Below are 13,588 nucleotides of genomic sequence, written 5' to 3'. Positions count from 1 at the left end.
AAAACAATCTTTAATTGAGCTTGGTTGATATATTGTATAGATAGAAAAATTAAAAACAATATGATCATTTTATTACCTAATTTCATGATAGTTTTCTCTCATATTCACAAATTGAGTGGAAACTATCATGAAATGAATATAGTCTATATTATCTATGCAGTACCTTATTTTTGAAAATTATTAAATATATATTTATGTATTATGATGAAATTCACATTTATTGGTATAAGGGGGATTAGATAATGAGACTAAAGAACTTAACTGCCATAGTAACAGGAGGAGGAACAGGGATTGGTAAAGGTGTATCACTGCGATTAGCAAGAGAAGGGGCCAACCTTGTAATTGTGGGAGTAGATATTGTTAAATCAGATTGCAACCAGTATTTTAGTAAAAACATTGGAGGATATACAGCCGCAAAGAAAATTGTTAAATTTTTGATAGAAAAAGGCTTTAGGGCGCTGGCAATAGAAGCAGACGTAACAAAAGAAGAACAAGTAAAAAAGATGATTGATGAAACAGTAAAAAATTTTAGTACTGTTGATATTCTAGTAAATTGTGCAGGAGTAATATCTTTTAGACTCATCGAGAACCTCACTCTCCAAGATTGGGATCATATTATTGAGGTGAATTTAAAGGGAACATATATAACCAATAAAGCTGTAGTTGCTCAGATGAGGAAGCAAGGCAAGGGTAAAATTATTAATTTTTCATCAGAATCTGGGAAAAAAGGAGAAATTGGATTATCACATTATTGTGCATCAAAATGGGGCGTTATTGGTTTTACTAAGGCGTTAGCAATAGAACTTGCTAAGGAAAAAATAACTGTTAATGCAATTTGTCCTGGTGTTGTTGAAACGCAAATGTGGAATGAAATAAGTCAAAAGCTTGCAAAAAATGGTGAAACCGAAAAGCAAAGTTTTTATAGAATTGTAAAGACAAATTATCCTCAAGGAGCATTGCAGACAGTTGAAGATATGGCTGAAGCAGTAGTTTTTCTTTCAGTTTCTGATCATATTACTGGTGAAGCCTTGAGTATTGACGGTGGTTCAACGATATAAGATAAAGAATATAATTTAAGCTATTGTTATAAATTCATATAAAAGGAGAGTTGTTAATGAAAGAAATTAAAATACCTAAACGAGGAATGACTAACACACCTATTCTTGTTGCTCAGTGGATAATAAAAGAAGGAGACCATGTTAAACCGGGTAATGAAATTGTAACTATAGAAGCAGAAAAAATAAATTATACTATAGAAGCAGAAATATCAGGATATGTGCATATTTTAGTGAGCGAAGGACAAGAAGTTCCCATAGGGACAGTTATTGGTATTGTTGCTGAAACCTTAGAAGAATATCAGCAAATTAAGAATAAAAAAATAACTGAAGCAATAGTTGAATCGCCTTCCAAAAGTGAGAACAAGATAGAAAGAGAAACGAAAAAAGATAGCTCTTTGATCCCATCTTCTTTAGAAGATAAAGAAAGATTAAGAATTTCACCAGCTGCACGTAGGATTGCTAAGAAATACGGAATAGATATTACATCTATCAGCGGTACAGGGCCAGAAGGAATTATAATAAAAAATGATATTGAGAAATTAATTCATGATAAGGATGGACAGAAAGAAATTCTGGATTTATATGATGGGAGGAAAGTAGGAGAAATAATACCCCTTAACCAAATGAGAAAACAGATAGCCGAACACATGGTTAGAAGCTTATCCGTCTCTGCACAGCTTACACTTATGGGGGAGATTGACATGACAGAGATGACAAAGTTACGTAAAAATATGCTTGCACAGGAAAAGATTATTGGCACAAGGATTACATATACAGTTTTATTCGTTTATTTAGTTGCAAAACAACTTAAGAAACATCGAATTATCAACGCTAGTCTCATAGATAATGAGATCAAGTTATGGGATAGTATAAATATAGGAGTTGCGACATCTTTGGAAAACGGTTTAATTGTTCCAGTGATAAAGGATGTAGATAAAAAATCATTACCTTCTTTAAGTATAGAATTAAAAGAACTTATAAAAAAAGCAAAAGAAGAAAAGCTACAACTTAGGGATGTAACCGGTGGTACTTTTACAGTTACTAATTTAGGATCCTTTAGTGGAGCAGGATATCGTTTTGAGACCCCCATAATTAACCAACCGGAGTCAGCGATTCTCGGGACTGGTGGTATTTCAGACAGAGTCGTAGTTCGTGAAGGCAAAATTGTTATTAGTCCCATCCTGACCTACTATTTTACCTATGATCATAGAGTTATTGATGGATTAACTGCTGCTAAGTTTATGGAAGATGTCCGGGAAGCCTTTGAACAGCCCCTTTTATTTTTAGATTCAAGTAATTTGCAGGAATCAAATTTAAGTGATGGAATATCCCGAAATCAGATATTTAATCGATAAACAATAGAATTATATATAAATAAAAACTGACTGTATTTCTTTTAGAATTAAGGAATTATTATTAAAGCCCAAGGAAATTGTGTAGTTAGTTTACTAGAAATAGGATTTTCAGACAATACTAAGTGTTAAATAAAAATATGAAATGAAAGAATAATATAACTGAAACATACTTTAGACAAAAATTTTTTTCTATTTTTTCATTTCTTACTGAAAGGAGGTGTTGCTTTAGAGGGAAGTGGTAAATTTTAAAACTAGCATTTTTCTTACTATCTAGTACATAATATTAAGAATGACATTTTCAATAAATAAAATATTTGGAGGTTTTAATATGTATATTAATAAGAAAATATTGATTTTGCTATTAATAACTATGTTGTTTTTTGGATGTTTAACTATGTTAACATTGGCACAGGAAAAGATTTTGAAAGCTCAAACATTATGGGGTCCAGTGCAATATGGTGATGTACTGAAAGATTGGGAAGAAGATTTTAATGAAATTCACAAGGGTAGTTTACAGATTAAAGCTTATACTGCAGGGGAATTAACATCTATGCAACAAACAATCCCAGCGGTTCAGGCAGGGGCTGTTGATATGGCAACATGTATGGGAGCACATATGGGCGCCCCAATTGATGTAGTGGCATTCGAATCTGCTCCTCCCTTTGCGTGGGATAACGCAATGGAGTGTTTGACACTATGGGAAATGAGAGGCATGAAGGAAGTTGTTAGTGAATCATGGGCAGCCTTGGGTGGAATTGTTGTTGTGGGACATACTATTTGTGATCCGCTCAATATTATAAGTAAGAAACCATTAAATTCGATAAGTGATCTTAAGGGACTAAAAATAAGTGGAGATCCAAACGTTGCCCGCATTTTTAAAGATGTTGGCATTACCAGTGTGACCTTGACATATGATGATTTATATTTGTCAGCTGAGACAGGTATGATAGATGGTATTGCTTGGGGAGGTGCAACTGAAGGATATACAAACAGCTGGTATGAGGTATGCCCCTATTTTTTAACCAATCCTATTTCTGGTGCTTTTACTAATCCTTGGATTATGAATGAAAAATTATGGAATTCGCTATCTCCAGGTCAGCAGAAGGCTATAACTACAGGATTAAACGATTTACGTGGTAGACTTATGGCTTATTATTATGAGGGAGAAATGGAGAGCCTAAAGCATTTTAAAACAACAACAATTCCTGCAGAAGAATGGAATCAGTTACGGGAATTAACTTTTAAATATTGGGATGAAGAGATAGCACCAAAAAGTGACAGAGCTGCTCGCATCGTTAATATCATTAAAGAGTATCAATTGATTAGCGATTAAGCTATATAAGAATAAATTAATAAAATAATTATGTTATTAGAACAATACCTAAGAGTAATTTAAAAAGTAATATTAAAAAATTGACTTGCTTTCCCCTTCGTTTTTACTGAAATCACGGTAAGATACAAGTAAAGAGGAAGCAAGTCAATTTTAGTAAAGTAATTTAAAGAATTATTTTGTTATAAGTTGCTAAGAAATTGAAGCGGAGGAGGCAGAAATATTGAAATTTTTATCAAAATTATTAAACCTTATAGATCAATTTTCAATAATGATGGGAAAGATATGTAAATATCTTATCCTTGCTATCTTGGGTGTAATGCTATATGAAATAATATCAAGGTATGTCTTCAACTCTCCGACTGATTGGGCTTCTGAATTAAGCAGTTATATGTTTGGTACATTATTTTTTTTGGGTGGAGCATATTCTCTTATTAAAGAAGAGCATGTTCGGATGGATCTTCTCTATATCAAATGGCCTAGGAAAGTACAGAAGATTGCAGATATAGCCACCTTTCCCCTATTAGCATTATATCTGGGTCTATTTATTCAAGGTGGAATTGGTAACACTCTATTTTCGATTAGAAATAGTGAGGTTTCACGCTCCCTCTGGGCGCCACCACTGGCACCAATAAAAATAATAATTACATTTGGAGCTTTTTTATTGCTGATGGAGGCAATTAGTATTCTGATAAGAGATATTCTTGTTTTATTCAATAAAGAGTTGCCTGGTGTAATCAATAGCAGTAGTAAGAAGAATAAGGAGGTTAAGTTGTGAGTACATTGTTTCTACCACTGATTATGTTTCTTGGAATGATTTTATTATTGTTGACGGGAAGGCAAATCTTTATAATTATTGGATCAGTTGCAGCGATTGTTGCTTTGTTTCTATGGGGAGAAGGAGCTACCTTCATGCCTTTCAGCAAGGGTACTACTTTTATAGATTTTTACTCTCTTCTGGCTATCCCTCCTTTTATTTTTATGGGTTCAATTTTGTCTAAATCAGGCGTAGCAGAACGAATATACCAAGCAATCTATGTATGGTCAGGACGTATTCGTGGTAGTTTAGCCATTGGAACTGTAATTATGTGCGCTATTATTGCAGCAATGTCAGGTACTAATATTGCTGGTACTGTAACTGGAACTACAGTTGCCTTACCAGAAATGTTAAAACGAAACTATGATAAGAAATTGGCAGTAGGCACTATTATGTCTGGAGGGTCATTGGGTTTTTTAATCCCACCTAGCGTAGTATTTATTTTTTATGGAGTTATTGCCAGAACATCTATTGCATATTTATGGCTTGCAGGTATAGGCCCAGGTATTTTATTGACTATTTTATATATTATATATATTTTAATTGTATGTAAAAAGAAACCAGAATTAGCAGAAGTTATGTCTTTGGAAGAATATCAGAAAATTACACTTAAAGATAAGTGTTTTGCTGCATTAGGGGCTATTCCGGCTTTATTGCTCATTTTATTAGTACTTGGCACTCTCTTTATGGGTATAATCACATTGGTGGAATCCTCTGCGATTGGAGCAATAGGAGCAATAATTTGTGCTGCCATTAATAAAAAATTGAACTGGAATATTATTGAAGAATCAATGGAGGATTGTTTGCATACCACGACAATGGTGATGTGGATTCTAACAGCTGCCTTCTTTTTTAGTTCTGTTTTTGATGCAGTAGGAGCAGTTAAAGGCGTAGAAAGCTTGCTGAACCTTGCTGGTGGAAATAAATGGATTACTTTGATAATAATGCAAATAAGCTTTATATTTTTAGGCATGGTTTTAGATGATACAGCAATGCTTATTATTGTTGCTCCGGTGTATATTCCTATTGCTTTAAAATTAGGTTTTGATATTAGGTGGTTTGGTGTTCTTTATGTGATAAACTGTCAGATGGCTTTTATTACTCCACCATTTGGCTATAACCTTTTTTTAATGAAAGGAATTGCTCCAGAAGGAATCACTACTGAAGTAATCTATAAATCTGTTACTCCCTTTGTTCTTATTCAATTGATAGCATTGATTCTTGTCATGATATTCCCCCAGATTGCAATGTACTTACCATCTTTAAGATTCGGGGTTTAGAGTAAAAAATAACATATGGTCAGGTTAATTATTAATAGTAAAAAATTATCTATAAAATACACTATTAATTTTTTAATTTAAAATATGGTTGATAAATAAAGTATATTTTCTTTGGTAATTATAATAATCTGAGTATTATATTTCATTCTATTATTACTAGAAATTATTGTTTAAAATATTTTATAATTAATAAGGAGAAAAACTATGAACAATATTTTAAACTATTCCAGTAATCAATTGCGAATCTCCCTCAGTGATGCTAGCTTTAAATTGGAGAAGATTCCTGAAAAAGTGCTACAGAATTATCTCGGCGGTGTCGGTTATGCAGCCAAGGTACTCTACGAAGAATTAAATGAAGGCATTGATCCTTTAAGTCCAGAAAATAAACTCATCTTTGCCACTGGTCCTTTAACCTCCTATCAGGTTCCGGGGGGTGGCAGTATCGAAATCTGTTTTAAATCCCCTCTGACCAAGGCCTGGGGTGAATCCCGCTGTGGAGGAGACTTTGGTCCAGAATTAAAAAAGGCCAGCTATGATTTTCTTATTGTAGAAGGCAAATCTTCCCAACCAGTTTATCTCTTTATCCATGATAAACAGGTAGAATTTAGAAATGCAAATCATCTGGTAGGTAAGAAGGTATCGGAAAAAACCAGAATAATCAGGGAAGAATTGGAAGACCAGGATATCTCTATCATGTGTATAGGAATAGCTGGAGAAAACTTGGTTAGCATAGCCTCCATCATGAGTGAGGATAGAGCTGCCGGAAGATGTGGTGCCGGAGCGGTAATGGGGTCTAAAAACCTAATTGCTATTGCTGTTAAGGGTTCAGATAAACTGCAACCTAAAAATCCAGAAGATTTTAACATCGCCTTAAAAGAAGTAAGAAAGGTATTAAAGGAGAGTGAATTTGTTAAAGGTTTAAGGCAATTTGGTACTATAGGAGATATGGCTGGTAATGATGCTGCCGGAGATTGGCCAACCAAGAATTGGCAATCCAACAGCTGGGGTAAGGCTGAGAAGCTTTATGACCATTACCTAAAAAATAATTTTGTTAAAAACAAGATGTGCTATAAGGGTTGTCCTATTGCCTGTGGCAGGGTGGCCAAAGTGGAAGAAGGAAGGTTCAAAACTCCTCAGCATGAAGGGGCAGAATATGAATCAGTCAGTGCCTTTACTGCCTTTGTCTTCAACCAGGATATGGATGCAGCTATTCATAGTACCTATCTATGCAATGAATTAGGGATTGATACCATATCAGCAGGTGCCGTTATTGCCTTTGCTATGGAATGCTATGAGCACAAACTCATCTCAAAAGAAGAAGCTGATGGTTTAGATTTGTCCTGGGGTAATCCTGAAGTACTACCCATCCTGGTGGATAAAATAGTTCAAAGAGAGGGATTGGGAAATCTATTGGCAGATGGTGTAGCAAGGGCAGCACAGAAAATTGGACCCCAGGCAGAAGAATATGCCGTGCATGGTAAAGGATTGGAAGGCCCTGCCCATGATCCTCGTTCCGGTAAATTATTGGCCGTTACCTATGGTACTGCCAACAGGGGAATGTGTCATATCCATCCCTTAGAGGGTATGGCTTACGATTCTGGTAAAATCACCTGGGGCATGACTCCCTATGGTGTGCCGGATCCCAATCAACTGGATCGCTGGGATGAGAAAGGCAAAGGGGCTATTACCAAAACTTTACAGGATGGCTTGATTATGCCTGATGTTCTTGGTGTCTGTAAATTCTTTATGTATGCCGGAATTACCTTAGAACATTATGCTAAAATTTTATCAGCTTTAACCGGATGGCAGCTAAATGGTGCAGACCTCTTAAGGATTGGGGAAAGAGTAAACAACTTACAGAGGTTATTCAATATTAGAGAGGGTATAGGTAGAAAGAATGATCTTCTTCATGAAAGAGTAAAAAGTCTTCCCCAGTTTGGTTTGTATCACAAGGAAGAGAAATGTGCTATCAAGGATTATGAAGGTATGCTAAAAGAATATTACCAGGCCAGAGGCTGGGATTCCCAGACTGGTATACCTAAGCAGGAAAAGCTAAGAGAACTGGGATTAAATCTGGTATGAGTAAATAGAAAATGGGTATTAACCATAATGAAAGTAAAGGTTAAGCTTTACACTATCTTGAAAAAGTATGCCAAGGGCAAGATATTGGGAGACGGCAGTATTATTTTAAAGAAAGTCACTACGCTACAAGAATTAACCAACGACTATCTTGCCATTCCCAATAAAATAGGGATAGTGTTTCTGGTCAACAATACCCCTCAGGATAAAGATTATATTCTATGCGAGGGTGATGAAGTAAAGATCTTCTCCTTGATATGTGGCGGGTGAAATAGTACAGATTACTACGAATGAAAATAAAATTAACTAGAAGTTTTTATTACATATTATGTTGATAAAGAGAGATTCACTTAAAATTAAAGAAAATGTGCCTTTATAGTTTATTTTTACACCCAATGTAAAGTGTTAATATTTAGAAATTTATATTTCCAAATACTCCTTTATTAACTTTATAGAAATATTAGTAAGAATATGAATATTCTTTATTGGAATGTTTCTATGATATAAGTCAACTACTTTTTGATATTCATCGATAGTTTGTCTAATTATGATTTCACTATGCCATAATATAGCAGCGATTTTATTAATGCTCACACCCTTTTTATGAAGTTCTATTATTTTAGATTTAAAAGATATTCCTCTACCTATATCTTTAATGAATCCTCTAGTAGGTATCGCAAATCCTTCTTGGTTTAAATCAAATATATCTCTTTTTATTGTACTTATACTTGTACATAGTAACAAAGCTAGATCTTCTTGAGTAAGGAGAGCCCCTTTAAAGAAAGCTTCTTTACAAAATTCTAAAATTTTTTTCTTTCTTAAAAGTGAAATTTTACCAGATTTAATAAATTTTTTATCTTTTTCGCAAAAAAATTGGAGAGATATTGTTTTCTTCTTGCATTTTGAAATAGGCTTAGAAACTGGTTCTTCCTTTGATACTGCTTTATAGAAAATAATATTCTTTCTAATAGGACTAAGTGTTTTCATAATAAAAGATCACTAATAAATATAAGTTCATATGAACTTATATTAAAAAATATTTTTTAAGAGCTTGTTTTTTTCTTTTAAAAATTATAATATATTATTAACTGGGATACAATATCCCAGATGAATAATAATCAAATTATTTTAAATAACGAAAAGAGATCAAATATATGAATAGTAGTTTAATAACAGCTGATAGCAGTGATATCGATAAACCAATAACATTTGAACCCATGGTTGATATCATTGCTGAAAAAATTAAGAAAGAAATTGTCTATGGCAAAATTGAACGTGGTAGTAGACTATCTACCAGGAAGATATCTGAAGAATTAAATGTTAGCCGGACTCCTGTAAGGGAAGCAATAAGAAGATTGGAGACAGAAGGATTGATTGAATTATTACCAAGACGGGGGTTTGTAGTCAAAGATTATAGTTTGGATGAAATTAGAGAAATATATAATGTCAGAAAGATATTAGAAAGCGAAGCAATTAGGTGTGCGTGTGAAAATATTAATATTGAAGAATTAAGAAATATCGAAAATATTTCAAAAGAGTTAAATCTAGAGTTAAAAAAACAGCCGAGTGATATTTTTATAATTCAGAATATAAATAAGATATTTCATTTTTCTATTTATTGTATCTGTCGCAACAAATGCTTATGTAATATTATAGAAAATTTATGGTATAAATCTTTCGGTTTATTAATTACCATTTTTTCTGCTCCTCACAGAAGAGAGGAAATTCCTATTGAACACCAAGCTATTATTGATGCTTTAAAAACAGGGAAGCCTGAGAAAGCTGTACAAGCTTTACGAAAGCATATGAAAGAGACAGAAGGCATTTTGATATCATATTCCAAAAAATAATATCAGATATTGATATCTAATCAATACATTGTGCAATAAAATTTATAGTTTTAAAGGAGTAAGAATGATGATTGGCATTGTCGGTTATGGTGCATACATACCAAAATACAGGATTAAGGTTGAAGAGATTGCAAAAGTATGGGGAGAAGACGCTGATGCACTTAAAAAGGGACTGTTATTAGAAGAAAAAACAGTTCCTTTTTTAGATCAGGATTCGGTGACAATTGGTGTTGAAGAAGCACAAAATGCACTTAAGAGAGCTCTTATCAATCCAAAAGAAATTGGGGCAGTTTATATTGGTTCTGAATCACCACCCTATGCGGTGAAACCAAGCAGTTCGATTATTGCTGAGGTAATTGGAGCGGTTCCAGAAGTACACACCGCAGATTATGAATTTGCTTGCAAGGCTGGGAGTGAGTCCATATTTGTATGTTATGGTTTAGTAAAAGCGGGGCTCATTAAGTACGGGTTAGGAATCGGGGCAGATACGTCCCAAGGTGCGCCTCAAGAGCCTTTGGAATATTCTGCTGCTGCCGGAGGAGCAGCTTTTATTATAGGAGAAAGTGATACATTAGCTGATATACTAGAAACTTTTTCTTACACTACTGATACTCCCGATTTTTGGAGGAGAGACAGTGAATTTTATCCTAAACATGGAGGCAGATTTACTGGAGAACCAGCATACTTTAAACATGTTCTAGGCGCAACAAAAGGCATAATGAATAAAGCCCAATTAAAACCTTCTGATTTTACCTATGCAGTATTTCATCAGCCTAACGGAAAATTTCCTTTAAAAGCTGGCAAAGAATTAGGCTTTAGTATGGAACAGATGAAACCTGGACTAATTGCTCCAAAAGTTGGAAATACATATTCTGGTTGTTCTCTTTTGGGATTAGCAGCAACCTTGGATGAAGCTAAACCAGAAGATCTTATTTTAATTACCTCTTTTGGATCCGGGGCAGGAAGTGATTCTTTTATTATTCGAGTAAAAGAGAAAATTGATAAGGTGAGACATTTAGCCCCTACTGTTAGAGAAATGTTGGAAGATAAAATTTATATTGATTATGGTACTTATGTTAGATATAGAAGGATGATCAAAGAATAAATTTTTATAAAAAGGTGATTTTATATGAGAGATGTAGCAATTATAGGAGTAGGAATAACAAAATTTGGAGAGCTATGGGAAAAATCTTTACGTGATATCTTTGTAGAGTCTGCCCTGATGGCAATTGATGATTGTGGTGTTAATAAAATAGATTCTATGTATATTGGAAATTTTTCAGGTGGTCTTTTTGTAGGGCAAGAGCATTTAAGCTCTCTATTAGCAGATTACTTGGGTTGTACTTCCGTACCGACAACAAGAATAGAGTCAGCCTGTGCCTCAGGTGCGTTAGCTTTAAAACAGGCTTTTCTTGAGGTAGCGTCAGGATTCAGTGATATTGTTTTGGCAGGAGGAGTAGAGAAAATGACTGATGTTGATACTGGTGAAGCAACTTTTGGTTTGGCTGCTGCTGCAGATAGAGAGTATGAAGCTTTTCATGGAGTAACATTCCCTGGACTTTATGCATTAATAGCTAGAAGGCATATGTTTGAATATGGCACAACTAGAGAACAACTTGCGAAAGTAGCAGTAAAAAATCATAAGAATGGTGCAAAAAATCCTCATGCCCAATTTCCTTTTAAAGTGACTTTGGAACAGGTTCTTAATTCAACATTAATAGCAGATCCCTTAAGATTACTGGATTGTTCTCCGATAAGTGATGGAGCAGCTTCTGTTATTATTTGTCCTGCAGAAAGAGCTAAAGAACTTACTAATAAACCAGTTAAAATAATTGGAGTGGGTCATGCAACTGACACAATTGCTTTAGCAGACCGAGAAAATATAACTACCTTAAAAGCAACTGTAGAGGCAGGGAAGCAGGCTTATAAAATGGCAGAAATAGGACCAGAAGATATTGATTTGGCTGAAATTCATGATTGTTTTACCATTGCTGAAATATGTGCCATAGAGGATCTGGGATTTGTCAAGAAAGGTGAAGGAGGAAGAGCAGTTGAAGAAGGTTTAACTGATATTGATGGTAAAATACCTGTAAATCCAAGTGGAGGCTTAAAATCAAAGGGTCATCCTGTGGGAGCAACTGGAATAGCACAAATAGTTGAAGTAGTTACTCAACTTCGAGGAGAAGCAGCAGCAAGACAGGTAAAAAATGCTAAAATTGGGCTGACTCATAATTTGGGTGGTTCTGGTGGAAGCGTAATAGTTCATATATTGGAGGCGATGTAAAGATGAGTACAAGTATTACAGTACCAAAAACATGGAGAGAATTTCCTCAACGTTACCGTTTGGAGGCAAGTAAATGTAAAAACTGTGGGAAAATATTTTTTCCACCAAGGCCTATTTGTTCCAATTGTAAATATAGAGAGTTTATACCAATTAAATTACCTAAAGAAGGTAAGATCTATAGCTTCACCATTATTAGAACGCCCTCTTCGGAGTTCAAAGATTATTCGCCTTTTGCCATTGCAATCATTGAACTGGATAATGGAATAAAATTAATGTGCCAGGTTGTTGACTGTGATTTTAGCGAGTTAGAAATTGGTAAAAGAGTTTCTCTTGTGTTTAGAAAAATACAAGAAGATGGATCTTCAGGGATTATTGCTTATGGATATAAGGGTATTTTAGAAAAATCAGAACTATAGAGAGGTAAATAATAGAAATGAAATCACCATTAGATTTAATGGCTTTAGAAGGAATAAAAGTATTAGATCTGACTAGGGTATTAGCTGGTCCTTTTTGTACCATGTTGCTTGCTGATTTAGGAGCAGAAGTAATTAAACTTGAAATTCCTGTTAAGGGGGATGACACTAGACAATATCCTCCTTTTATTGGTTCGGAAAGCGGATATTTTATGAATCTAAATCGAAATAAAAAAAGCATAACATTAGATCTAAAAAAGAGTGAAAGCAAAGAGATTTTTAAAGATTTAATCAAAAAAGTAGACGTTATTATTGAAAATTTTAGGCCTACAACAATGGAACAATTAGGATTAGGATATGAAAATTTAAAAGAAATAAATCCACAAATTATTTATGCTTCTATATCAGGATTTGGGCATTTTGGTAGATATAAAGATAGACCAGGATACGATATTATTGGACAAGCTATGGGAGGGATTATGAGTGTAACCGGTTGGCCCGATAGTCCTCCTACCAGAACGGGAACTGCGATTGCAGATATTCTTGCTGCTTTGAATTCTGCTATAGGAATATTAACAGCCTTACGGTATAGAGATATTTCAGGAGAAGGACAGAAAGTTGATGTTGCCCTAGTAGATTCAGTAGTTTCTGCTATGGAAACTCTAACTCAAATATACATTGTAGAAAAGAGGATTCCAAAACGCGAAGGAAATAGATACGAGTTTATCTATCCTTATGATTCTTTTAAAGCTAAAGATGGTTGGTTTGTTTTAGGGGTAGGTAATGACAATATTTGGGAGAGGTATTGTAAATTTATTGGTAAAGAATATTTATCTAAAGATGAAAGGTTTAATATTAACAGCAATAGGGTTAAGAACCATGCTGAAATTAAAAAAATAGTAGAGGAGTGGGCATCAAACAAAGAAGTAAATATGGTAGTATCTGAGCTTCTTTCTAACAAAATACCCTGTGCTCCTATATACTCTGTTGACCAAGTTGTTAATGATCCCCATATTTCAGAAGATAGAGAAATGTTTTGGGAAGTTACACATCCTGTTGCTGGAAAGATTAAAATAGGAGGAAATCCAATAAAGTTATCCAAAACACCTGCAAGCTTAAGAA

General features: G+C 34.3%; 13 protein-coding genes. 12 read left to right on the top strand and 1 reads right to left on the bottom strand.

Going from position 1 to position 13,588, the window contains the following annotated elements; genetic code table 11:
- Positions 1 to 242: 242 nt before the first annotated feature.
- The 7 genes from PHD84_02425 to PHD84_02395 all read left to right on the top strand — a co-directional run bounded on the left by PHD84_02425 (position 243) and on the right by PHD84_02395 (position 8,189).
- Positions 243 to 1,058 (top strand): SDR family NAD(P)-dependent oxidoreductase, encoded by an 816-nt coding sequence (locus PHD84_02425; protein ID MDD5636658.1) that lies wholly within the window; start codon positions 243 to 245, stop codon positions 1,056 to 1,058.
- A 56-nt stretch (positions 1,059 to 1,114) separates the two neighbouring features.
- Positions 1,115 to 2,413 carry a dihydrolipoamide acetyltransferase family protein gene (locus PHD84_02420; GenBank protein ID MDD5636657.1) on the top strand — a complete coding sequence of 433 codons (1,299 nt, stop codon included), beginning with the start codon at positions 1,115 to 1,117 and terminating at the stop codon, positions 2,411 to 2,413.
- Positions 2,414 to 2,741: 328 nt separating this feature from the next.
- A complete protein-coding gene (gene dctP, locus PHD84_02415) occupies positions 2,742 to 3,746 on the top strand; it encodes a TRAP transporter substrate-binding protein DctP (GenBank protein MDD5636656.1) in 1,005 nt (334 codons plus the stop codon).
- A 220-nt stretch (positions 3,747 to 3,966) separates the two neighbouring features.
- Positions 3,967 to 4,521 (top strand): TRAP transporter small permease subunit, encoded by a 555-nt coding sequence (locus PHD84_02410; protein ID MDD5636655.1) that lies wholly within the window; start codon positions 3,967 to 3,969, stop codon positions 4,519 to 4,521.
- The gene (locus PHD84_02405; GenBank protein ID MDD5636654.1) at positions 4,518 to 5,840 is read left to right on the top strand and encodes a TRAP transporter large permease subunit; all 1,323 of its coding nucleotides are present in this window, start codon (positions 4,518 to 4,520) and stop codon (positions 5,838 to 5,840) included. Before PHD84_02410 ends, PHD84_02405 begins: the two co-directional genes overlap by 4 nt.
- Positions 5,841 to 6,044: 204 nt before the next feature.
- A complete protein-coding gene (locus tag PHD84_02400; GenBank protein MDD5636653.1) occupies positions 6,045 to 7,922 on the top strand; it encodes an aldehyde ferredoxin oxidoreductase family protein in 1,878 nt (625 codons plus the stop codon).
- A 27-nt stretch (positions 7,923 to 7,949) separates the two neighbouring features.
- Entirely contained in the window at positions 7,950 to 8,189 is a 240-nt protein-coding gene (locus PHD84_02395) for a MoaD/ThiS family protein (protein ID MDD5636652.1), read from the top strand.
- 150 nt (positions 8,190 to 8,339) lie between these two features.
- Here PHD84_02395 and PHD84_02390 read toward each other — a convergent pair whose 3' ends face one another.
- Positions 8,340 to 8,906 carry a DUF1670 domain-containing protein gene (locus PHD84_02390; protein ID MDD5636651.1) on the bottom strand — a complete coding sequence of 189 codons (567 nt, stop codon included), beginning with the start codon at positions 8,904 to 8,906 and terminating at the stop codon, positions 8,340 to 8,342.
- A gap of 167 nt (positions 8,907 to 9,073) precedes the next feature.
- On the opposite strand from PHD84_02390, the gene PHD84_02385 reads away from it, so the two are divergent.
- The 5 genes from PHD84_02385 to PHD84_02365 all read left to right on the top strand — a co-directional run.
- A complete protein-coding gene (locus PHD84_02385) occupies positions 9,074 to 9,769 on the top strand; it encodes a GntR family transcriptional regulator (protein MDD5636650.1) in 696 nt (231 codons plus the stop codon).
- 64 nt (positions 9,770 to 9,833) lie between these two features.
- Positions 9,834 to 10,874, top strand: coding sequence for a hydroxymethylglutaryl-CoA synthase (locus PHD84_02380; GenBank protein MDD5636649.1), 1,041 nt, complete (start codon positions 9,834 to 9,836; stop codon positions 10,872 to 10,874).
- Positions 10,875 to 10,898: 24 nt separating this feature from the next.
- A complete protein-coding gene (locus PHD84_02375) occupies positions 10,899 to 12,053 on the top strand; it encodes a thiolase domain-containing protein (protein ID MDD5636648.1) in 1,155 nt (384 codons plus the stop codon).
- A 2-nt stretch (positions 12,054 to 12,055) separates the two neighbouring features.
- Entirely contained in the window at positions 12,056 to 12,469 is a 414-nt protein-coding gene (locus PHD84_02370) for a Zn-ribbon domain-containing OB-fold protein (GenBank protein ID MDD5636647.1), read from the top strand.
- Positions 12,470 to 12,486: 17 nt separating this feature from the next.
- Positions 12,487 to 13,588 (top strand): CoA transferase (locus PHD84_02365; GenBank protein MDD5636646.1); only part of this gene is annotated, 1,102 nt, incomplete at its 3' end.

The sequence above is a fragment of the Atribacterota bacterium genome (genome assembly GCA_028717805.1).
Classification (GTDB): Bacteria; Atribacterota; Phoenicimicrobiia; order Phoenicimicrobiales; family Stramentimicrobiaceae; genus Stramentimicrobium.
This window is presented reverse-complemented; position numbering and strand designations above follow the sequence as displayed.